The sequence below is a fragment of the Sphingopyxis sp. PAMC25046 genome, assembly GCF_004795895.1.
GTDB lineage: Bacteria > Pseudomonadota > Alphaproteobacteria > Sphingomonadales > Sphingomonadaceae > Sphingopyxis.
Genome location: NZ_CP039250.1, coordinates 3,817,923 through 3,840,861, shown reverse-complemented (window position 1 = coordinate 3,840,861; position 22,939 = coordinate 3,817,923). Strand labels below are relative to the sequence as shown.

The window sequence follows — 22,939 nt, the reverse complement described above, 5'->3', positions numbered from 1 at the left end:
CAATTGATGAAACGACTGCATGCCGCGCCGGCGCTTGCCGCATTTCTGGGACTTTTTGCTGCATCGGCGGCGGCTCAACCGGGCGAGGCGCCTGCGGCCGCGCCGCTGACCGCGCTGGTTGGCGGCACGGTCGTCGGCATCGACGGCGGAGCGCCGATTTCGAATGCCACCATATTGGTGCAGGGCGAGCGCATTCTGAAGGTCGGCCCTGCGGCGTCCGTCGACGTCCCCTCCGGGACAAAGGTGGTGCCGATGAACGGCAAGTGGCTGATCCCCGGCCTGATGAACATGCACGTCCATTTCGGGCTGAAGCTTCCCGGCGCCGCGGGCGCCGAACTGATCAACGAGAAGGACGGCGAGGAAGTCCTGCGCATGGCGGACAATGCACGCCGGACGCTGCTCGCCGGGGTCACGACGGTCCGGCTGACCGCCGAGGACCGCGGCCTCGATTTCATGCTCAAGCGCGCGATCGCGAAAGGTCAGGCGGTCGGCCCGCGTATCGAGACCGCAGGTGAACTGATCGTCCCGACCGGCGGCCACGGGTCGCTCGAGGCTGATGGCCCCGCCGAACTCAGCAAGGCGGCGCGAACGCAGATCAAGGGCGGTGCGAGCTGGATCAAGATTGCGATCTCGGGCGGTATTTCGGACACGCACGGCAGCATTTCCGCCGCGCCGATGACCGATGCCGAACTGTCGACGATCATCGAGGTCGCACATCGCAACGGGGTGAAGGTGACCGCGCACAACGGCTCGTCCGAAGCGGCGCTTCAAGCGTTGAAGTTCGGTATCGACTGTTTCGAACATGGCTATCATCTCAATGACGAGGTGCTCGCGAAAATGAAGGCGCAGGGCACCTGGCTGGTACCGACGATCGTCGTCAGCCAGCCGGGAGCCTATGAATTCTATCGCAAGATCGGTTCGCCCGAATGGTATCTCGACCGCGTTGCCTCGACCGGCAAGGATCATTGGGCGGTGCTGCAAAAGGCGATCAAGCTCGGGGTCAATGTCGCGCTCGGCACCGATCAGTTTCCGTTCGAACCCAATGGTGGAACGACCGCGACCGTCGCCGAGGCCGAGTTGTATCAGAAAGCCGGCATGACGCCGCTGCAGGCGCTGCAGGCGGCGACGATCAAACCCGCGGCGATGCTTGGGATCGACAAGGACGTCGGGCGGATCGTCGCCGGCCAATACGCCGACATCGTCGCCGTCACCGCCGATCCGGCCAAGGATGTCGCGGCGTTGCGCACGCTCGACTTCGTGATGAAGGGGGGCGTCATCTACCGCAACGACGCGATGCCCGAAACGATCGCGCACTGACTCGATAAATGGGGGTCGCCATGACATATCGCCTGCTTTCCGCCGCCGTCCCGCTCGCCATCGTCGTCGGGGCACCCGCCGCGGCGCAGCCCGTCGCGCTCGTCGGCGGCAATGTCGTCGATCTGGCCGGGAAGGCACCGCTGCGCGATGCCGTGGTGCTGATCGACGGCGAACGCATACAGGCAGTTGGCCCGCGTGCCTCGACGCCGGTCCCGCCGGGGGCGACGGTCATCCCGATGGATGGCAAATGGCTGATCCCCGGCCTGATGAACATGCATGTTCACCTCGCGCTCAACCTGCCGGGGGCGTCGCGCATCTATAACGAAACCCCCGACTCGATGGCGCTCCGCACGCTCGACAACGCGCAGAAATCGCTGTGGTCGGGAGTGACGACGATCCGGCTGACGGGATCCGACGCCGGGGTCGATTTCACCGTCAAGCGCGCGATCGACAGCGGCGTTTTCGACGGGCCGCGCATCCACACCGCGGGCTCGTCGATCGTTGCAACCGGCGGGCACGGCAAGACCGAGGTCAACGGGCCGGCCGAATTCGCACGTGCGGTCCGCGAGCAGGTAAAGGCTGGCGCCACCTGGATCAAGCTCGGCATTTCGGGCGGAATTTCGGATACGCACGGCGACATCGGCGCCTCGCCCTTTACCGATGACGAGCTGAAAACCGCGATCGAGGTGGCGCACCGCAACGGCGTGAAGGTCACCGGCCATACAGGGTCGCCCATCGCATCCGAGGCTGCGATCGATGCCGGGATCGACTGTTTCGAACATGGCTATTTCCTGACGCCCCCCGTCCTCGCGAAGATGAGGAAGAAGGGCGTCTGGTACGTACCGACGATCGTCGTCAGCCAGAGCGGCGCCAAGGCTTTCTACAGGAAGATCGGTTCGCCCGACTGGTATCTCGATCGCGTCGATTCGGTCGGAAAGGCGCATATCCAGTCGCTGCGAGACGCGATTTCGGCAGGGGTCAACATCGCACTCGGCACCGACCAATATCCCTGGGAACCGAACGAGGGCACGACGGCGACCGTCCGCGAAGCCGAAATCTATGTCGATGCGGGGATGAGCCATGCGCAGGCGCTTCGCGCCGCGACGAGCGAACCGGCGCGGATGCTCGGCGTCGACAGCGAGGTGGGGCTGCTGAAGGCAGGCTATTACGCCGACATCATCGCGGTGGACGCCGACCCCACGCGGGACATCCGCGCGCTGCGCACGATCGGTTTCGTGATGAAGGGCGGCAAGCTGATCCGCAACGATGCGGCGCGATAATAGACAACGAATCGCGTGATTTTTGTTACATTGCCGCGGCGGCCATCGATGGATGGTGCCGCGGCCCGTCGTCGATGACCCATGGCTCGGCGGTATCCGCGCAATAACCCGGATCGGGTCGCGGGCCGTCTGGTCGCGCAGTTATAATCGGCAAGCTATTCATCAAGTATCTGATAAAAATAATGAAAATATATCATTCGAGGTCTTTGAACGATCCCGATCAGGTGGAGAGAGGTCGTCGCGGGCGAGAACAGGGTTGTTCGTTATTTGCGTTCAGCGCAACGAACGCGAATTTGTAATGTTGTTGAAACAACAGTGCAACTGACGGACACTCCCCGAAACACCGCGGTCTCGAGGCCGCCAACGAAGCAATATAGTTACAGGGAGTTCCAAATGAAAAAGACGCTGATACTCGCATCCGCGCTTGCGGCCCTCAACTTCGCGGCACCGGCGGCGGCCCAGGAAAAGCCTGCGACCGACGTTCTTTCCAAGATGTTCATCTGGTGGAACGAGGCGTTCCGGACTCCCGGTGCCTATACGCCGGAAAATTTCTCGAAATTCTTCACTCCCGATGCGACGCTGGTGCTCGAAGGCCGCACCGTCATCAACGGCGTCAACCAATGGGCGACCCATTTCCAGCGCATCCAGTCGGGCGGCGGCGACGTCGAGATCGTCGTGCCATTCAAGGACGTCTTCGAAGCCGACGACCGCGTCTACACCTATCATGTCATTCGTTCGCGGCGCGACGGCAAGACCGGCTGCTCGCTCGCGGCGGGCCATGCGGAGCTCGAAGGTGGCAAGATCGCGTCGATCGTCCTCGTCCGCCACACGCTGGAAGAGGGCAAGGATCCACTCGACCCGCAATGCTGGACCAAATGACGCCCTGACGGTGACCGTGGAGAGGATTGGATCAAGGGGCCGACGGACAGGACTGCCGGCCAATGAGGGGGTTTTGACATGAAGTGCATCAATCAGGAAAAGCGCGGCATTGGCCGCTTTGCGTTGGGAACCGCGACCGCGGCGATGATCGGAGGTTTGACCGCCGTCCCCGCCTATGCCCAGCAAGCGGGTGCGTCCGAAAGCGCCGGTGCGGGCGAAATCGTCGTCACCGCGCAGCGCCGCGAACAGAGCCTGCAAGATGTTCCGATCGCGATCACCGCGCTCAGCGCCGAGACGATCAAGAACCAGAATATCCAGAGCGTCGACGATTATTTCGCCATGACGCCGAACGTCAGCTTCCAGTCGAACGGATCGCGCGACCGCAAGGATCTTGCGATCCGCGGCATTTCGAACCAGCTCAATCCCTATGCCGACGTCCGGCAATCGAGTTACGCCTTCTATGTCGACGAATTCAACGTCGCGGCGGGGACGAGCAACCCCCAGATCGTCGATCTCGAGCGTATCGAAGTGTTGCGCGGCCCGCAGGGCACCTATTTCGGCCGCAACGCAGTCGGCGGCGCGATCAACGTGATCACGAAGAAGCCCGTCGATGCGTTCGAGGGCGAGCTCGAGCTGGGCTACAGCCGCTTCGATACGAAACGCGCGCAGGGCGTGATCAATATCCCTGTCGTCAGCGGATTGCTCGCGGTTCGCGCATCGGGTCAGATCGAAAAATCCGACGGCTATATCAAGAATATCAACCCGATCGGCGGCGGCAACGACAGCGAATATTATACCGGCCGCATCCAGGCGCGCTTCACGCCGCTCGACAATCTGACATGGGATTTCACCTATAATTATTCCGATGAAGAAGTGGGCATGCGCAACGGCGTACCGACCGGCTTCGTCACGCGGACCTGGGCTTCGGTCTATTATGGCGCCGCCGCCGGAACGATCGCCGACGAAGACGGCGTGGGCTTTTTTCCGGACAACAAGACCCGTGTGAATTTCAACCGCGACCAGCGTGTCGGCAGCAAGTTCGAATATTTCAGTTCGCGTGCGGTCTGGGATTTCGGTCCGGTCGCCCTGACGGCCGTCGGCGGGCATCTGGTCGCCGATGTCTTCAACTATGGCGATGTCGATGGCGGCAGCCCCGACTTTTTCTACGAAGACCTGAAACTGCGTCGCAAATCGACCAGCGGCGAACTTCGACTGCAATCGACGGGGACCCAGTTCTTCGACTGGAGCCTCGGCGCCTCGCTCGGCAAGGATAGTGGCGTCAGCGACCAGTCGACCTATCACGGCGCCGACAGCCCGCTTTGTCCTGCGGCCAGCGCGGGCAACTGCGAAGGGCTGGAAGTCACCGGCGCCGACGGCGCCAGTTCAAGCCGCTATTTCGCTATCTTCGCCCAGGGAACGCTGAATTTCGGCGAGAAATTCTCGGCGACCGCTGGGCTTCGCTATTCGTGGGAGAAGGTGACGAATATCTCACAAACCCGATCGAATACGGTGGTCACCGGCAACAATGACCGCGTCGCCGATTTCGAGGATATCTCGCCCAAGGTCACGTTGAGCTATAAACCCAACAGCGACTGGATGATCTTCGCGACCGCGTCGCGTGGCTTCAAGTCGGGCGGGACGCAGACGACCAATAGCGCCGCGCTGACCAACGAATTCAAGCCTGAAACGCTCTGGAACTATGAACTCGGGACGAAGTTCGACCTGTTCGACAAGCGTCTGCGCGTCGACATCACCGGCTTCTATATGGATTGGAAGGATGTCCAGCAGACGATCCGCTTCCAGTTCATCGACCCGGTCAGCGGGCTTCTGCGCGGGGTCAGCGGCATCGCCAACGCGGCTTCGGCCGAAAGCTATGGCGTCGAGGCGAGCTTCGACGCGCGGATTACCGACCGTTGGGCGCTCGGCGGCAACGTCGGCTTCAACAAATCGAAGTACAAGGATTATCCGAACGCGCTCATCGACGGTATGGTCATCGATATCAGCGGCGAGCAACTGACCAATGCACCCGAATGGACGCTCGGTGCGCAGACCCAATATACGCTGCCGATCGGTGACCGCTTCGAAGCCTTCGTACGCGCCGAATGGAATTATCGCGATGCGATGATCTCCAACCCCTATTATTATCTATACAAGGATGTGGCGGGCGAACCCTTCGAAAGCCCGAGCTATCACAATGTGAACCTGCGTCTGGGCGTCGAGGATGACCGCGTTCGCGCGGTGGTGTTCGTCGAGAATCTGTTCGATGCAGACTATTATGCCAACGCCTATGAAAAGGCATTTTACAGCGGCGTGCAGGTCGAACCGTCCTATCGTGTCTTCGGTGTCAGCGTCGGCTATAAGTTCTGACGCGAACGGGGGTGGCGGCCCTGGTCGCGGCCGCCCCCCTCTGCTTGACCGACCGACCGACGACAATATTGCACTGGAGTAACGCCATGATCGACCGTCGACGCTTTATGGGAGCCGCGGCGGCGACCGGCTTGTCAGGGTTCGTGCCCCCTGCGCTAAACGCGCAAGGGGGCGCCGCGGATCGCGCGCTGGAGGCATTGCTGCAGCGGCACAGCGAGGCCTATCTGCGGCGTTCGCCCGAGGAAGCAACGGCGAACAATTTCGACACGGGCGCGCATGCGCTGCTCCGCAGCCGGCTCGATGACCGGTCGCTGGCGGCGCGCGCCAGCGACCGGGCCGCCGTCCGCACGGCACTGGCTGAGCTCGGTTCGATCGATGTCGGCGCCTTGTCTTCGCGCGCGGCGCTGGACCGCGATGTCGCACATTATGTCTACCGGACGCTCGACGACCTTCTCGGTCGATACGGCTATGTCGACGGCAATTTGCGGCCGAGCCCCTATGTCGTCAGCCAGATGAACGGTGCTTATTACTGGCTGCCCGACTTCATCGGCAGCCGCCATCCGATCGAGACCAAGGCCGACGTCGAGGCTTGGCTCCAGCGCCTCGCGGCGCTCGCGGTTGTACTCGATCAGGAGAGCGAGCGCATCCGCCACGATGTCGGTATAGGTGTTGTTCCGCCCGATTTCGTGATCACCCGCACCATTGCGCAGATCAAGGGCCTACGCGATGGCGATCCGCTCGGATCGGCGCTGATCGCGCCGGCGCTCAAGCGCATCCGCGAGAAAGGGCTGGGCGATCCGGCTGGTCGCGCGAGCGATATTTTCCGTTCGGCTATCCAGCCCGCGCTCAGCCGCCAGATCGATGCGCTCGAAGCGCTCGCGCCGCAAGCCGACGACCGCGCCGGGGTCTGGAAGCTGCCCGACGGCGATGCCTATTATGCCGCGGCGGTGCGTTCGAACACGACGGTCGATACCCCGCCCGGCGAGTTGCATCGCATCGGGCTCGATCAATGCCGTAAACTCACCGCCGAGATCGACTTGCTGCTGAAAGCGCAAGGTCTGAGCAAGGGGAGTGTCATTGCCCGCGTTTCGGCGCTCAACAGGGATGACCGGTTCCGCGTGTCCGCCGATGATGCAGGGCGCGAAAAGCTGTTGGCGCTGGCGAACGAGCAGCTCGCGGCGATCAAGGCGCTGTTGCCCGGCGCGTTCGGTATCACATCGGTCAGTCCGATCGCCGTGCGTCGCATCCCGCCGGCGATCGAGGCGGGCGCGCCCGGTGCCTTCTATTCCGAAGGCGCGCCGGGCGAGCCGGGTGTCTATTCGCTCAATCTCAAGAATCCGGGCGAGCATGTAACGTGGCGTCTGCCAACCCTGACGCACCACGAAGGCATTCCCGGCCATCATTTCCAGTACAGCGTGCTCGGCAAGGCGCCGGCGCTCCCCCTGTTCCGGCGTATCGTGCGTTTTTCTGCCTATACCGAGGGGTGGGCGCTCTATGCGCAGCAGGTCGCCGACGAACTCGGCATCTTCAAGGACGATCCGTTCGGACGGATCGGTTATCTTCAGTCCGAGCTGTTCCGGGCTGCCCGCATCGTCGTCGATACCGGGCTCCATCATCACCGCTGGACCAAGGCAGAGGCGGTGGCATGGATGGTCGAAAATGCCGGCGAACAGCCCGAGGCAACCGACCGCGAGGTCACTCGCTACGCTGTCTATCCTGGGCAGGCATGCAGCTTCAAAGTCGGTGCCAACGCGATCTATGCGGCGCGCGAGCGGGCGCGTTCGGCCAAGGGTACGGCATTTGACGTGCGCCAGTTTCACGACCTGGTTCTGACCTCAGGACCGATGCCGATGACGGTACTCGATGCCTCCGTGAGAGATTGGGCTCAGCGCGTTCGTTGATATCGAGATGCCGCAGCGCAGCGAAACGACTGGCTTTGGGGTGGTGAGGCGGCATTACAGATTCAAATTGTCAGAAACGCTCTGCCCTCGGACTTTTCATCGCAATCCATCAGGCTGCTTAAAAATCACGAGTCAACGGCGGTAAGAGGCTATCCAAATATACGCATCCAAGGACTCCAACACGAATATCGAATGACCGCGATTGGACGCAAAGCCGACCTCACCCACTCAATCGAACAGAAATTTCCCGATGATTTGAGTGCCCGTCATACCCATTTCAGTTACGCCAGCACCCTTGCCGGCGGCGCGGCGAAGGGTTCGAGCGTGCCGAACCAGGCAACCAGCGCGAGGATAGCGAGCGCCGCCGACGCTTCGACGATCAGGCTCCTGCGCAGGGCCGAAAGCACGGCTTCGGGATTGGCATCGGCGGCGGTCGCGAGCGCGGGCGTCAGCCGCCAGCGATTGGCGCCCGCGAGCGCGAGCATCAGAGCGAACAACGCGAGCTTGGCAAGAAGCAATTGCCCATAGGCCGAGCCGAGCGACCGGTCGAGATTCTGGACGCCGACGATCATCTGGCCGTTGATGAGGCCGGTCGCGGCGACGATGAGGACGCATATCGTTCCGATGCGCGAAAACCGGTCGAGACTCCGCACCGCAATCCGGAGCCCGTCCGGTCGTTCGCGAAGGCCGTGCGGCGCGATCAGGAGAAGGAAGGCGCCGATCGCGCCGATCCAAACCGCGGCCGCGATCAGGTGCAGGATGTCGCTGATCCGGTGCACGGTGCCTGCGGCGCCCTCGGTCGCGCCCGCGTGCCCGGACCAGACGAGCGTCGCGGTGGCTACCGAGCCGGCCACCGCGAGCGCCGCGGCCGCAGCTGTCGGCCAGCGCGTCATCCGGAGCGCGACGGCAAGCGCGAGCAGGAGCGCGGCGCTCCGGTAGAGCCAGGCCATCCCGACGTCGGTCTCGCGCACCAGATCCAGCAAAGGCCGAAGCTCCAGCGAGAGGAGCCCCACGCCCTGCATCGAAGCGGCGAGCACCGCCATTCCGAGGATGGAGAGAAGCAGCCCGGCGGCGCAGAGCCATCGCTCCGCACGCCAGATCGCGGCCATCGCGGTCCGTGGTTCGAGACGTTCGCTTGATGTCAGTGCATAGAGCGGGAATGCGGCAAGACCGGCGACCAGCATCAGGTCCGCGTAAAGTGCGAACCTGATGCCGATCAGAACAGGGTCGGCCACCGCCCTATTTTACCGTGAAGCTGAATTCGCTGCCCATGCGGTGCGTATCGGCGCCCGCCGCCGACCATTTGACCTTGTAGGTGCCGGGGACGAGCGCGCGTTTCGGGGTGAGCGTCATCGACTTGCCGTCCTTGCCCATCGCGGATCCGATCGCGATCTTCATCGGCGGGTGGTCGGTCATCCCCGGCATCGCGGTCATTACCAGTTCGGCGCGCACCGTCGACGCGATCAGCTTTTCGCTGAATTTGAGCTGCACCGACGTCACTTTCGCGACCTTGGCGTTGGCAGCGGGGGTCGATGCGACCAGCTTGGCATGCGCCATCGCCGCGGCGGGCGACAGCACCAACGCGGCCGCGGCGAAAAGCGCGAGAGGGGAGAGGGGGAATCTGTGCATAAAAAGCTCCAACAGCATGTCTGTGCTGCTAATACGCATGCCAGGGTGCGGGCCCTCGTACGAAAAGGTCGCGGCCCGAACGGGAGAGGATGAGGGGTGATGCGCGCCGCTGCGTATGATCCCGATGAAAGGACCGGAGCAACGGTGATGGACGACGAATTTCGGAAAATGCACGCGGCCGTCATGCCGTCGGCGCTCGACGCGCTCGACGACCGCGTCCTCGCCGCGCTCGCCGTCCGGAAACGCGAAGCCGCAGCGACGCGCCGGCTGATGGCGGTCGCCGCGCTGGTATCGCTCGGCGGCGGAATGATCGGGGGCAGCATTTTCGCGCCCACCGCGGTCGAGGCAAAGCCGCTGACGCCGCTGATTCCCGCGAGCCCGCTCGCACCGTCGACGATATTGGACGCGCGCCGATGACGTCTGCACGCCGGCTCGCGATCGTCGGGCTCATCGCTTTTCTCGCGGCGATCGCGGGCGTCTTTCTCGGCCGCCTGCTCGTCGACGCGCCGAAGCAGGACGAGACCGAATTGCACGCGCTGCTGCACCGCGAACTGACGCTGTCGGCGGACCAGGATAAGCGCATCCACGCGATCGAGGCGAAATTCGCCGCGCGCCGCACCGCGCTCGAGCTCGAGATGCGCGCCGCCAATATCCGGCTCGCGCAGGCGATCGAGGCCGAGCACGGTTATGGGCCGCGGGTCACCAAGGCGATCGACGAGACGCATGAAGTGATGGGCGAACTTCAGAAGGAAACATTGCAGCATCTTTTTGCAATGCGCGCGGTTCTCGACCGCGAACAGGCGGCGATGTTCGACAAGGTTGTGGTCAAGGCGCTGACCGCCGATGCGAGGTGACGCCCGACCTGTCGCAATGCCCCGACCGTGACCTCGCGGCGCTCGCCCTGTCGGGGCGGCAGGACGCCTATCGCGAATTTCTGGCGCGGTACAAGGCGCCCGTCTTCCGCTTGATCCGGGGGCATGTCGGCGACGAGGGCGAGGCGATGGACCTGACGCAGGAGGCCTTTGTCGCGGGGTTCGCCGCGCTCGCCCGCTATGATGGCGAGCGGCCCTTTCGCACATGGATTTCGCGCATCGCGCTCAACAAATGCCGTGACTGGGGCCGCCGCCGCGCGGTCCGCGCCTTCTTTACGCGCGCGTTGCCGCTCGAAAGCGCTTATGACGTCGCCGGCGACAGCCCGCCGCTCGACGTCGAGGCGGCCGATCGCGCCGAACTGGCGCGGGTGCAGCGCGCGATCGCGGACCTGCCGGCCAATCTGCGCGAGGTGGTCGTGCTGCGCGGAGTCGAGGAATATAGCCAGGCCGAGACGGCCGAGCTGCTGAACGTCAGCGAAAAGACCGTCGAAACGAGGCTCTATCGTGCGCGCGCCAAACTCCGCGCGATGCTGGGGACGGCGGGAACGTGAGGGGCGCGCCGCCGCGGCGCGTATGGGAAGCATTCGGAAAAATGAGAAGGCGGATATGACAATCGATCGGCGGCGTTTCATCGGTGCGGCAGCGGGGGGAGGGGCGACGGCCGCGCTGGCCGCATGGTTCCCCGCCTGGGCGCAGCCGGTTTCGGCCGGTATCGTCGCGCCCCTTCCGACCGTGTCGGGCAACGACATCACGCTGCGCATCGCGCGCCAGACGATGCGCATCGACGGAAAGCTCAGCCGGGCGATCGGGATCAACGGCACCGTTCCCGCGCCGCTGGTCCGGCTGAAGGAGGGGCAACAGGCGCGCCTGACGGTTGTAAACGATCTGGACGAGGACAGTTCGATCCACTGGCACGGGCTGATCCTGCCCTTTCACATGGACGGGGTGCCGGGGGTCAGCTTTCCCGGGATCAAGCCGGGCAAGCGCTTCGTTTACGAGTTTCCCGTCGTCCAGTCGGGCACCTATTGGTATCACAGCCATTCAGGGCTGCAGGAACAGCTTGGCCATTATGGTCCGATCGTGATCGATCCGAAGGATGCCGATCCGGTCGCCTATGACCGCGAACATGTGATCGTGCTGTCCGACCACAGCCAGCTCGCACCCGAAGAAATCTTTCGCAAGATGAAGGTCAATCCGGGGCATTTCAACATGCAGCGCCAGACGCTGTCGGGGCTGCTCGCCGGCAAGGACCAGACGCTCAAGGACCGGGTCGAATGGGGCCGGATGCGGATGGATCCCACCGACATCGCCGACGTCAACGGTTCGACCTACACCTTCCTCGTCAACGGCCATGGACCGCGCGACAACTGGACCGCGTTGTTCGCGCCCGGCGAGCGCGTGCGGCTGCGCATCATCAATGCGTCGGCGATGTCGATCTTCAACGTCCGCATTCCGGGGCTCCGTATGACGGTCGTGCAGGCCGACGGGCTCAACGTCCGGCCGGTCGCGATCGACGAATTCCAGATCGGCGTGGCCGAAACCTATGACGTCGTCGTCACCCCGGCCGACGACCGCGCCTATACATTCGTCGCCGAAGCGAACGACCGGTCGGGCATGGCGCGCGCGACGCTCGCGCCGCGTGCGGGCATGGTCGCGCCGGTTCCGGCGCTGCGCCCGCGCCCGCTCGCGACGATGAAGGATATGGGGATGGGGGGCATGGGCGACATGCCGGGCGGCGGCGACGCGGCCTGCGCGCCCGAACATGCCGCCATGGGGCACTGCACCCCCGCCGGCGCCGCGCCCGCCGCCGATCATGCCGCAATGGGACATGGCGCGGGCGGCATGGAGCACAGCATGCGCGATTTCAGCGTCGCGCCGCAGGTCAAGCGCGACCCCAGCGTCCAGTCGATTTCGCCGATGCCGGTCGACCGGATGGCCGAACCGGGGCAGGGGCTGGAGGATGTGGGGCACGAGGTGCTGACCTATCATCACCTCGTCGCACTCGACCGCAATCCCGACGTGCGCGCGCCCGGACGCGCGCTCGACATCCACCTGACCGGCAATATGGAGCGCTTCATGTGGTCGTTCGACGGCGTGAAGATGTCCGACCATCACGAACCCATACCCTTTATCGAGGGCGAGCGGGTGCGCGTGAACCTGATCAACGATTCGATGATGAGCCACCCTATTCACCTGCACGGCCATTTCTTTGAACTGGTGACGGGCAAGGGCGATCACGCGCCGCGCAAGCATACGGTGATCGTCCAGCCGGGCGGAATCGCGACATTCGACTTTACCGCCGACGCGCTCGGCGACTGGGCGTTCCACTGCCATCTTCTCTATCACATGCACGCCGGCATGATGCGCGTCGTCAGCGTCCGCCCGAAGGGAGAGGCGGCATGAGGCGCGCGTCGATGCTGCTCGCCGGCCTGTCGGCCCTCGCGCTCGCCGGTCCCGCCGTCGCGCAGTCCGACCCCCATGCGGGGCATGGTGCGCCGCAACCGTCCATGCAGGAAGCTCCGCCGCCCGAGGCGAAGGAGCAGAGCATGAACGGCGGCTGCACCGCCGAACATGCGGCGATGGGCCATTGCACCATGGCCGACGACGACCCCGATCACGACGCGCACGGCGACCATGCCGAGCCAGCCGGGCCTGCCCCGGCCGAAGCCGACCCCCATGCCGGCCATGCAATGGCGCCAGCTGCGCAAGCCGCGGCGGGCGATCCCGCCTGTCCGCCCGAACATGCCGCCATGGGGCATTGCACGCCCGACGTCGCACCGCCGCCGCAGTCCCCCGGCGGTGCGACGGGCACCGACCTGCCGCCGGGCGACGCTCCCGCGCCGCCGCCGCCGGACGACTGGTATGCCGACCGCGTCTTTTCCAAGGCCGCGATGGATCATTCGCGGCACGAGATGATGAGGGAGAACGGCGGTCAGACCTTTGGCTTCGTCACCGCCGACCTCGAATATCAGGCGCGCAAGGGCCGTGACGGCTTCAGCTGGGAGGGAGAGGCCTGGTACGGCGGCGACATCGACCGGCTGACGATCAAGAGCGAAGGCGAAAGCACGATCGGCGAAGGGCTGGAGGAGGGCGAGGCGCAATTGCTCTACAGCCGCGCCATCGGCCCCTATTTCAATGCGCAGGCCGGTGTCCGCCAGGATTTCGGCCCCGGTCCCGACCGGAGCTATGCCACCGTCGCGATCGAAGGGCTCGCCCCCTATTGGTTCGAGGTGGGCGGCGCGCTTTTCCTGTCGGACAAGGGCGACCTTCTTGCCCGGATCGAGGGCGAATATGACCAGCGCATCACGCAGCGGCTGGTGCTCCAGCCCGCCGTCGAGGCGAATTTCGCGCTGCAGGACGTGCCCGCGAACGGCATCGGATCGGGCCTGTCGGACGTCGAGCTGGGTCTCCGCCTGCGCTATGAGATCGTCCGCGAATTCGCGCCCTATATCGGCGTCGAATGGACGCGCCAGTTCGGCGACACCGCCCGCTTCGCGCGCGCGGCGGGCGAGGATCCCAGCAGTGTCGCGCTTGTCATGGGGGTGCGCGCCTGGTTCTAGGGTCCTGACCCTGGGCGCCTCCCCCGGGGCACGCTCCGGACAAGCCAATCGACAAGCCGGCGCGCCGCCGCGACTCGGGGGTGCCCACCCGCGGGCGCCCCGGCGTTTGCGTGCCGCATCGCCCCCTCCCCGACAAGCGCGCGTAATTTAATTACGCCGATTTGCCGTGCGGGCAAAAAAATCGTGCGACTTTGAGGGGTAGGGCTTTCGCCTGCGTATATCGACTGGCAATGCGTCCTGCGGAAGTGTCAATAAGATATTGAAATAAAAACGAAATTTCCGTTGACCTGTATATACAATTGATGCTTTCTGCCGCCATGCACGAAACCAGATGGGGGTTTGCCATGACGATCAGGACAATTTTGCTCGCCAGCGCGGCGTTCGCCGCCGGCCTTTCCACGCCCGCCTTCGCGCAGGTCGAAGCGCCGGCCGACGGCGCCGAAAGCGCCGCGAGCCCCGACGACATCGTCGTCACCGGGTCGCGCATCCGGCGGCAGGATCTTGCGGGCGTCGGGCCGGCGACCGTCGTCTCGGCCGAGCAGATCGAGAATACCGGCCTGGTGAATATCGAAACCGTGCTGCAACGCCTGCCCGCCAACGCGGGCTTCGCGGGCAACCAGACCTCGGCCTATTGGGCGAACAACGGTTATGGCACGGCGCAGGTCAACCTTCGCGGCCTCGGCATCAAGCGCACGCTGGTGCTGCTGAACGGCCGGCGCCTCGTCGCGGGCGGCACCGGGGCGAACTCCTCGCCCGACCTCAACATGATCCCGGTCGCGGCGCTCGCGCGCACCGATGTGCTCAAGGACGGCGCCTCGGCGATCTATGGCGCCGACGCGATGGCGGGCGTGGTCAATCTCGTGACCCGCACCGACTATGAAGGCCTGGGCCTCAGCGTGCGCCAGGGCATCACCGAAAGGGGCGACGGGTCCGACTTTACCGCCGATCTCCTGTGGGGCGTCCGCAATGATCGCGGCGGCTTCATGGCCGCGGTCACCTATCAAAAGACGCGAGCGGTCAACATGGCGACGCGCGCGCCCTGTTCGCTCGCCGAAACGACACCTGGCACACTGAGCTGCGTCAACAGCGCCTCGACGATCGGCGGGCGCGCCGTGCTCCCGAACGGGCAGCAGATCAATTTCAACCAGGTTCTCGGCGGCGACGGCGACTTCTTCGAGCCCTACAGCGCCGCCAAGCATAATTTCAGTTCGAACCCGTTCCTCAATGCGGTGAGCCCCGTCGAGCGCGTCAGCACGGCCTTCTTCGCCGACTATGACCTCAGCGACAATATCGAGGCGTTCGGCGAATTCCTTTATACCTTCCGCAAGTCCAACCAGATTGCGACCCCGGGAACGCTGCGCAACCTGTCGATCGCCGCGAGCAACCCCACCAACCCGACGGGCGAGAATATCGTGCTCATCCAGCGCCGCCTCGCCGAGCCGGGGCCGCGCCAGTTTTTTCAGGAAACCGACACCTGGCAGGGCACGTTCGGGCTGCGCGGCAAGCTGTCCAACGACTGGGCGTGGGAAGTCGCGGGCGCATTCGGGCGCAACACGGCGGTCGACGGCTCGACCAATATCGCCAATCTCGAGCGCGTCGCGAACACGCTCGACACGAGCAAGTGCAGCCTGGCGGCGGGCGCCTCGATCCCGTGCGCCGATTATCTGGGCTTTGGCGATCTGACGCCCGAGGTTCTCGACTATATCCTCTTCACCTCGCGCGATCGCGGCGGCAACGAGCTGGCGACGGTCACCGCGGACCTGAACGGCAACCTCTTCAACCTGCCCGCCGGTCCGGTGTCGTTTGCGACCGGGCTTGTCTATCGCAAGGAAAAGGGCTGGCGCGATCCCGATCCGCTGACCGTGCTCGGCATCGCCAACACCAACCAGCAGGATCCGATCTCGGGTTCGACCACGGCGAAGGAGGCCTATCTCGAGCTGTCGGTGCCGATCCTCGCCGATACGCCCTTTTTCGAAGCGCTGACCGCGGGCGGTGCGGTGCGCTTCTCCGACTATGACCTGTTCGGCAGCGACTGGAACTACAAGGCGAGCCTCGACTGGATGATCAGCGACAGCTTCCGCCTGCGCGGCACCTATGGCACGGGCTTCCGCATCCCGAACGTGCCCGAACTTTATGGCGGCGTATCGGAAGGCAATCTGACGACGACCGATCCCTGCTCGCGCTACGCGGCCAGCGGCGATGCGACGCTGATCGCCAATTGCCAGGCCTCGGGCGTGCCCGCCAATTACGTCCAGCTCGGCACGACGATCCTGACGACGGTCGGCGGCAACGAGAATCTGAAGCCCGAAAGCTCGACGACCTGGACCGTCGGGACGGTGGTCTCGCCCAAGGGGCTGGTCCCCGGCCTGTCGCTCACCGCCGACTGGTTCGACATCAGGATCAAGGATGCGATCCGCGCGATTCCCGGCTCGACCAAATTGTCGATCTGTTACGCGAGCCAGAATCTGTCGCATCCCTTCTGCGACGATTTCACGCGCAGCACGCTGACCGGCGAAGTGACCTTCCTCTCCGCGCAGCCGATCAACACCGGCCGCGAGGAAATGAACGGGCTCGATCTGGGGCTCGTCTATGCCGGTGGCATCGGCAGCGTGAACCTATCGCTCGACGTCAACCTGACCTACCTCAACAAATATGTCGTGCTGCCATTCCCCGGCGGCGCCCCGATCGATTTCGACGGCTTCATCGGCGGCGGCAACGGCGGCTATGCGAAGTGGCGCGGTTATGGCGTGCTGACGGCCGAGAAGGACGGGATCAGCGCGACCTGGTCGACGCAGTGGATCGGTAAGGCGACCGATTTCAACGCCGCGCCCGGCGAGATCGGCTATCGCACCCCAAATGTCTTCTACCACAATCTCCAGCTCGCCTACGAGATCGACGAAAAGACGCGTTTCCAGCTCGGCGTCGACAATCTCTTCGACCGCAAGGCGCCCTATATCCAGAGCTTCACCGATGCGAACACCGATACGATGACCTATGACCTGCTCGGCCGGCGCTTCTATGTCGGCTTCCGTACCGCCTTTTAAAGGGGCAGGGGAGCATGGCAATTCGTTGGCCGCTGGTCGTTCGCCGGACGCATAAATGGCTGGCCCTGGTGGTCGGCGTCCAGGCTTTGCTCTGGACGCTGACCGGCTTTTACATGGTGGCGGTGCATATCGACATCATTCACGGCGACGATCTGGTGCGCGCGCCGGTTGCTCAGCCCTTTGACCTCGACGGGCTTGCCGCGCCGTCGAAGATCGTCGCGGCGGCGCCGGGCGTCTCGGAAATGCGCCTCCAGCGGTTTTCCGGCCGGCCGGTCTGGCGCGCCGAGACACCCGAAGGCGCGCGCCTGTTCGATGCGCGCACCGGAGCGGCGCTGCCCGCGCTGACCGAGCCCCAGGTGCGCGAACAGGCGCGGCGCATCTATACGGGCGACGGCAAGATCGTTTCGGTTCGGCTTCTGACCGAGGCGCCCCAGGAAATGCAGGCGCGCAAGCCGCCCTATTGGCAGGTCGAATTCGAAGGCTGGAACCGGCCGACGCTCTATCTGTCGCCGGCGACGGGCGAGCTCGTCTCGCGCCGCCACGCGCTGTGGCGCGTCTTCGACTTCGCGTGGATGCTGCACATCATGGATTATGACGAGCGCACCGACGTCAACAATCCGCTGCTTCGCGTCGCGACCTGGAGCACCTTTGCCATGGCGGCGACCGGCGCCTGGCTGCTGATCTGGTCCTTCCCGCGCCGCAAGAGGAAAAAGGCATGAAAAAGCTTCGCCTGTCGCCGCTGCTCTTCCGGCGCATCCACAAATGGGTCGGGCTGATCCTCGGCCTCCAGTTCCTCCTCTGGGCGCTCAGCGGTTCGGTGATGGCGCTGCTCGACAAGGACAAGGTCGGCGGCCACGGCGGCGGCATGTCGCATTCGCACCCCTTGCCGCCGGGCGAATATCATGACGTCGCCGCCTTGCCCGACGGCGAGCCGGTGACGGGAGTGGTGCTGCGCGATCTCGGCGTGCGGCCGGTCTATGAGGTCGAGAGCGCGAAGGGCACCCGCCTTGTCGATGCGACGACGGGTGAGGATATCCGCGTCGATCAGGATATGGCGCGCGAGGTCGCGATGATGATGAACGAGGCGCCGGTCCGCAAGGTGAGCGCGATTGCCAAGCCCAACCTCGAATCGCGCGATCATGAAGGCGCGATGTGGCGTGTCGATTTCGCCGATGCCGAAAACAGCAGCGCTTATGTCACGCTCGATACCGCGCGCTTCCTCGTGATGCGCGGCGACACCTGGCGCACCTGGGACTTCTTCTGGATGCTCCACAATATGGACTATCTGAACCGCAAGAGTTTCAACCACCCGCTGATCGTCTTCGTCGGCTTCGGCGCGCTCTGGCTGTCGGGGACGGGCTTTTATCTCTTGTTCAAAAGCTTCAGCCGCGCCGATTTTCGCTGGCTTCGCCGCCGCCGCAAGCCCGTGGTGACGCGCAGCACGTCCTGACGCGTCAGTCGTCGACCGAGAAGGCGGCCGAAAGCTCGAAACGCGTGCCGGGATGGGAAAGCCAGGCGTGCGACACCAGCCGCCCGCGGCTCCAGGTTCGCCGGGTCATTCGCAGGACCGGCTCATTCTCGTCGAGGCCGAGCATGCCGCGCGTGCGCGCGTCCGGCATCGTCGCGCAAACGCGGTGCTCGACCCGTTCGAGCGGCGCGGTGCGCGTCAGATACTCGTTCGGCGTCATCTGCGTAAAATCGATCCGGCCGTAGTCGGGCGCCACCGAGGCGAGGACGAACCGCTCCTCGAGTTGAATCGGGAACTCGGCCTCGTGGTGGACGATGATCGAGTGGAAGATTTTCGTGCCCACCGGCACCTCCAGCAACACGGCGGTTTCGGCACCCGCCTTTTCCTCGACATTCTGGATGACCCTCGCGCGGTAGTCATGGCCGCGCCCGCGGATTTCCTCGGCGATGTTCCGGATTTCGATCATATGTCCGATCGGCTTCGGTTCGGCGATGAACGAGCCGCTGCCGGCGCGGCGGACAATGATGCCTGCGGCCTGCAACTCGCGGAGCGCGCGGTTTGCCGTCATGCGCGAAACGTCGAACTGTCCGACCAGATCGGCCTCCGACGGCACGCGGTCACCCGGTTTCAAGCGGCCGTCGCGGATGGCATCGTGGATGCTTTGCTTGATCGCCGCGTAGCGCGGAGGGGTGTCCGGGGCAGCGCGGCCGGAAGACCGCCTGGCGTTGTTCGAGCTTCGTCGAGGCATAAGATCCATCACCCGTCTATACAGGTGAAACCATCCCGATTCCAATCGTTCCGATCGCTTCGCCGTCAAGATGGGCGTTGCTGCCGCGCGTTACCCGACTTCCGGGGCGTTATCGCTCGCGCGCCGCCGTGGTGCGGATTTCGTCGATCGGGCTCAGCAGATAGGATGCGAGCGACCGCCGGCCGGTGCGGATGTCGGCGGTAACCGCCATGCCGGGGGTGAGCGATATTCTGGTTCCGTCGCGCAGGATCGTCGTCTGGTCCAGTGCGACGCGCGCCGTGTAGATGAGTCCGCGCTTTTCGTCCTGCACCGCGTCCGAGCTGACCTGCTCGAGCCGGCCCGGCACAGCGCCGTAGCGCGTGAAGGGAAAGGCCTCGACCTTGAGCGCGACGGGCTGGCCGGCGGCGATGAAGCCGACATCCTTGTTGGCGATCGTCACCTCGGCGACCAGCTTTCCGCGCGCGGGCACGATCACCATGATCGGCTTGGCCGCTTCGACGACGCCGCCGACGGTGTGGACCGCGAGCTGCGTGACGGTGCCGTCGACCGGGCTGACCAGCCGCTGGAGGCTGCTGCGTTTCGCCGCCTTGGTCAGCTCCTCCTTGCGCAGCCGTGCGTCGCTTTCGGCGCGCGCGAGGTCGGCGAGGATGCGGGCGCGCGCCTCCGCGGCGGACTGGCTGAAACTGCCGCCCGCCGCGGCGATCTGCGCGTCCGCCTTGCGCGCGGTGGCGAGCGCGGCGTCGCGGTCGCGCGCGGCGGCGATGCGCTGACGGCGCATCTCGATCACGCGCAGCTTGGAGACATAGCCCTTCTCGAGCAGTTTCTCGTTGGCGGCGATCTGCTCGTCGAGCAGGGGAAGGGTTTCGTCGAGCTTGTCCGCCTGAATCTGCGCCTCGGCCCGGCTCGCGCGCGCGGCCCGGGTGTCGGCGGCGCGCGTCTGGCTGCCCGCCCGGATCTCGGCGAGCTGGGCGCGGGCGAGCGCGACCTGGGTGTCGGCGACCTCGGACGAGGTGCCGGCGGGCGGTGCGAAGCGCAGGCCCCGGCCGTCGAGCGCGGAGAGGATGGCGCGCAGCCGCGCGGCGTCGAGTTCGGCGGTCTCGAGCGCCTTGCGGGCTTGCGCTGCGTCGGCATCGGAGACGGTGGGATCGAGCTCGACCAGCGGCTGGCCCGCGCGGACCCTCTGGCCGTCGCGGACCAGTATCGCGTGGACGATCCCCGCCGCGCCGGGCTGGATCAGCTTGACGTCGTCGGCGGGAACCAGCTTGCCCGGTGCAGAGGCGACGACGTCGACCCGGCCCAGCACGAGCCAGAGCAGCGCGGCCGCCAGCAGGCCGAGCAAGAGCCAAGCGGTGACCCGCGCGGTCGGCGACACCGGGCGCTCGACCACCTCCAGCGCGGCGGGAAGGAAGTCGGTCTCTTCGGTGCGCAGAACCGCGCGCGAGCGCACGCGTTCATTGTCGAGCGCGTCGCGGACGGCGGTCCAGTGGCGGGTGATCGCGTTCATGCCGCCGCCCCCGCCTGAACGCCGATCTGGCGGTGATGGAGCGCCGCATAGCGCCCGCCGAGGCGGAGCAGCTCGTCATGCGTGCCGCTCTCGACGATGCGCCCCTTGTCGAGCGTCAGAATACGGTCGCACTGGCGGATCGCCGAAAGGCGGTGCGCGATGATCAGCACGGTGCGGCCCGCGGCGATCGCCTTCAGATTGCGCTGGACGATCTCCTCGCTCTCGGCATCGAGCGCGGAGGTCGCCTCGTCGAGGATCAGGATGCGCGGATTGGTGATCAGCGCGCGGGCGATGGCGAGGCGCTGGCGCTGGCCGCCCGAGAAGTTGACGCCGCGCTCTTCGACGATCGTGTCATATCCGTGCGGGAGCGCGAGGATGAAATCATGCGCGCCCGCGAGCCGCGCGGCGTTCATCACCCGCTCGATCGGCATGGCGGGGTCGGCGAGCGCGATATTCTCGCGGATCGAGCGGTTGAACAGGATATTCTCCTGCAGCACCACGCCGATCTGGCGGCGCAGCCAGGCGGGGTCGATCTGGGCGATGTCGGCGCCGTCGACCAGCACCCGGCCGCTCGCCGGCAGATAGAGACGCTGGAGCAATTTGGTGAGCGTCGACTTGCCCGAGCCCGAGGCGCCGGCAATGCCGATCGTGGCGCCGGCGGGCAGGTCGATGTCGATGTCGTCGAGCGTCCAGGGACCATCCGCAGCATAGCGGAAACGGACATTTTCGAAGCGGATATGGCCGGCGAGCGCGGGCAGCGCCGTCCGCGATCCGGCACCGGGCTCGCCGCCCGTGTTGAGGATGTCGCCCATCCGCGCGACCGAGAGGCGGACCTGCTGGAAGTCCTGCCAGAGCTGCGCCATGCGGATGACCGGGCCCGAGACGCGCTGCGCGAACATGTTGAACGCGACCAGCCCGCCGATCGTCAGCGCGCCCGCGATCACCTGCTGCGCGCCGAAGAACAGGATCGCGGCGAGGCTGAGCTTGGAGATGAGCTGAACCGCCTGACTGCCCGAATTGCCGAGGTTTATCACGCGCTGGTTGGCGGCGCTGTAGGCGGCGAGCTGGCGTTCCCAGCGCTCCTGCCATTGCGGCTCGACCGCGGCCGCCTTGAGCGTCTGCATGCCCGAGACGCTTTCGACGAGCAGCGCGTTGTTCGCGGCGCCGCGCGCGAATTTTTCATCGAGCCGGCGGCGCAAAGGGCCGGTGACGAGCAGCGAGACGATCACATAGGCGGGCAGCGTCAGCGCGACGATGAGGAAGAGTGTCGGCGAATAGAGCCACATCGCGACGAGAAAGACGATCGTGAACAGCGGATCGATCAGCACCGTGAGCGAGGCATTGGTCATGAATTCGCGCACCGTTTCCAGCTCGCGGACGCGGGTGACGGTGTCGCCGACGCGGCGGTTCTCGAAATAGGCGAGCGGCAGGCGGAGCAGGTGGCGGAAGAGCCGGCTGCCCAGCTCGACGTCGAGTTTCTGGCTGGTTTCCGAATAGAGCCGGGTGCGCAGCCAGCCGAAGGCGACTTCCCAGAGCGAGACGATCACCAGCCCGATGCTGAGCACCTGGAGGGTGGCGAGGCTGTTGTGCGCGAGCACCTTGTCGACGACGTTCTGGAAGAAGAGCGGCGCTGCGAGCCCTAGCAGGTTGAGTGCGAGGGTGATCAGCAGCACCTCGCCGATCAGCTTTCGATATTTGACGATCTGGGGGACGAACCAGGTCATGTCGAAGGCGGGCGCGGCGACCTGCGCGGCATCGCGCGTCGCGACGAGGAGCAAGGCGCCCGACCAGCGGGCCTCCAGTGCGCTGCGATCCCAGCGCTCGATCTCGGCGCCGGGGCGCTGGACGGCCACGGCGTCCTCGCCGACGCGACCGATCACGAACCAGCCCTCGGGCCCGCCGCCCAGCACCGGCATGGGAAGGCGCTGCAATCGCTCGAAATCGCCGGTGGTGGCGCGGGCGCGGACGCCCTCGATGCGCTTTGCCAGGCGTAACAGATCGGATTCGGTGACGGGGTTGGCATGACCCAGATCGTGGCGCAGCTCGACGGGGTCGGCGGCGATGCGGTGCATGGCGAGGATCAGCGCGAAGGCGGCGAGCCCGCTGTCCGCGGGCGGCTCCGACGAACCGAGGGACAGGTCCTGCTGCACGGTGCGTCTCCGATCGGGTTTCTCAGGCGTTGACAATATGCGGGGTGCGGCGGGCCAGAGTGAGCCCGGCCTCCGGCCCACAGCCGCCGCGCGGCTTTCGCGGTGAGCAATGTGAATCGTCCGGCACGGTCCTTGGTAGCGGCCAAATCCCGGCGAGCGAAGGCGCCGAGGCTCCGGTCGTCGGAGCAAAGGGGCGATTCGGCTTTCGCAGGCGCAGCAT

The 22,939-nt window shown here is 65.4% G+C and carries 17 protein-coding genes and 1 pseudogene; 13 read left to right on the top strand and 5 right to left on the bottom strand.

Annotated features, from left to right (window positions below):
• Positions 1-6 precede the first annotated feature (6 nt).
• The 5 genes from E5675_RS17975 to E5675_RS17955 all read left to right on the top strand — a co-directional run bounded on the left by E5675_RS17975 (position 7) and on the right by E5675_RS17955 (position 7,744).
• Positions 7-1,317: an amidohydrolase family protein gene (locus tag E5675_RS17975; RefSeq protein ID WP_136175708.1), complete on the top strand. Its 1,311-nt coding sequence runs from the start codon at positions 7-9 to the stop codon at positions 1,315-1,317.
• Positions 1,318-1,337: 20 nt separating this feature from the next.
• A complete protein-coding gene (locus E5675_RS17970) occupies positions 1,338-2,597 on the top strand; it encodes an amidohydrolase family protein (RefSeq protein ID WP_136175707.1) in 1,260 nt (419 codons plus the stop codon).
• A gap of 393 nt (positions 2,598-2,990) precedes the next feature.
• Positions 2,991-3,476, top strand: coding sequence for a hypothetical protein (locus tag E5675_RS17965; RefSeq protein ID WP_136175706.1), 486 nt, complete (start codon positions 2,991-2,993; stop codon positions 3,474-3,476).
• A gap of 78 nt (positions 3,477-3,554) precedes the next feature.
• On the top strand, positions 3,555-5,843 hold the full coding sequence (locus E5675_RS17960; protein WP_136175705.1) for a TonB-dependent receptor: 2,289 nt from the start codon (positions 3,555-3,557) through the stop codon (positions 5,841-5,843).
• Between the two features lie 86 nt (positions 5,844-5,929).
• Positions 5,930-7,744 carry a DUF885 family protein gene (locus E5675_RS17955; protein ID WP_136175704.1) on the top strand — a complete coding sequence of 605 codons (1,815 nt, stop codon included), beginning with the start codon at positions 5,930-5,932 and terminating at the stop codon, positions 7,742-7,744.
• Between the two features lie 281 nt (positions 7,745-8,025).
• Here the strand turns inward: E5675_RS17955 and copD are convergent, their stop codons facing one another.
• A complete protein-coding gene (gene copD, locus E5675_RS17950; RefSeq protein WP_136175703.1) occupies positions 8,026-8,979 on the bottom strand; it encodes a copper homeostasis membrane protein CopD in 954 nt (317 codons plus the stop codon).
• Positions 8,980-8,983: 4 nt separating this feature from the next.
• A complete protein-coding gene (gene copC / locus E5675_RS17945) occupies positions 8,984-9,373 on the bottom strand; it encodes a copper homeostasis periplasmic binding protein CopC (RefSeq protein WP_136175702.1) in 390 nt (129 codons plus the stop codon).
• 99 nt (positions 9,374-9,472) lie between these two features.
• On the opposite strand from copC, the gene E5675_RS17940 reads away from it, so the two are divergent.
• The 8 genes and pseudogenes from E5675_RS17940 (at position 9,473) to E5675_RS17905 (ending at position 18,299) form a co-directional block, all read left to right on the top strand.
• Positions 9,473-9,790: a hypothetical protein gene (locus tag E5675_RS17940; protein WP_136175701.1), complete on the top strand. Its 318-nt coding sequence runs from the start codon at positions 9,473-9,475 to the stop codon at positions 9,788-9,790.
• Positions 9,787-10,227 carry a periplasmic heavy metal sensor gene (locus E5675_RS17935; RefSeq protein ID WP_136175700.1) on the top strand — a complete coding sequence of 147 codons (441 nt, stop codon included), beginning with the start codon at positions 9,787-9,789 and terminating at the stop codon, positions 10,225-10,227. Before E5675_RS17940 ends, E5675_RS17935 begins: the two co-directional genes overlap by 4 nt.
• Complete coding sequence (locus tag E5675_RS17930) at positions 10,224-10,796, top strand: RNA polymerase sigma factor (protein WP_136175699.1); 573 nt, start codon at positions 10,224-10,226, stop codon at positions 10,794-10,796. The genes E5675_RS17935 and E5675_RS17930 overlap by 4 nt, the downstream gene beginning before the upstream one ends.
• 102 nt (positions 10,797-10,898) lie before the next feature.
• Positions 10,899-12,573: pseudogene (locus tag E5675_RS17925) on the top strand (copper resistance system multicopper oxidase); the annotation flags it as partial.
• Between the two features lie 71 nt (positions 12,574-12,644).
• A complete protein-coding gene (locus E5675_RS17920) occupies positions 12,645-13,805 on the top strand; it encodes a copper resistance protein B (RefSeq protein ID WP_136175697.1) in 1,161 nt (386 codons plus the stop codon).
• Between the two features lie 344 nt (positions 13,806-14,149).
• Complete coding sequence (locus tag E5675_RS17915) at positions 14,150-16,849, top strand: TonB-dependent receptor (RefSeq protein ID WP_136175696.1); 2,700 nt, start codon at positions 14,150-14,152, stop codon at positions 16,847-16,849.
• A gap of 14 nt (positions 16,850-16,863) precedes the next feature.
• Entirely contained in the window at positions 16,864-17,568 is a 705-nt protein-coding gene (locus E5675_RS17910; protein ID WP_136175695.1) for a PepSY domain-containing protein, read from the top strand.
• Positions 17,565-18,299, top strand: a complete 735-nt coding sequence (locus E5675_RS17905; protein ID WP_136175694.1) for a PepSY domain-containing protein — start codon at positions 17,565-17,567, stop codon at positions 18,297-18,299. The genes E5675_RS17910 and E5675_RS17905 overlap by 4 nt, the downstream gene beginning before the upstream one ends.
• 4 nt (positions 18,300-18,303) lie before the next feature.
• Here E5675_RS17905 and hutC read toward each other — a convergent pair whose 3' ends face one another.
• The 3 genes from hutC to E5675_RS17890 are packed head-to-tail and all read right to left on the bottom strand — an operon-like array spanning position 18,304 to position 22,641.
• Complete coding sequence (gene hutC / locus E5675_RS17900) at positions 18,304-19,134, bottom strand: histidine utilization repressor (RefSeq protein ID WP_247594678.1); 831 nt, start codon at positions 19,132-19,134, stop codon at positions 18,304-18,306.
• Positions 19,135-19,174: 40 nt separating this feature from the next.
• A complete protein-coding gene (locus tag E5675_RS17895; protein WP_136175693.1) occupies positions 19,175-20,569 on the bottom strand; it encodes an HlyD family type I secretion periplasmic adaptor subunit in 1,395 nt (464 codons plus the stop codon).
• Positions 20,566-22,641, bottom strand: coding sequence for a type I secretion system permease/ATPase (locus E5675_RS17890; protein ID WP_281727868.1), 2,076 nt, complete (start codon positions 22,639-22,641; stop codon positions 20,566-20,568). Before E5675_RS17890 ends, E5675_RS17895 begins: the two co-directional genes overlap by 4 nt.
• Positions 22,642-22,939: the final 298 nt, after the last annotated feature.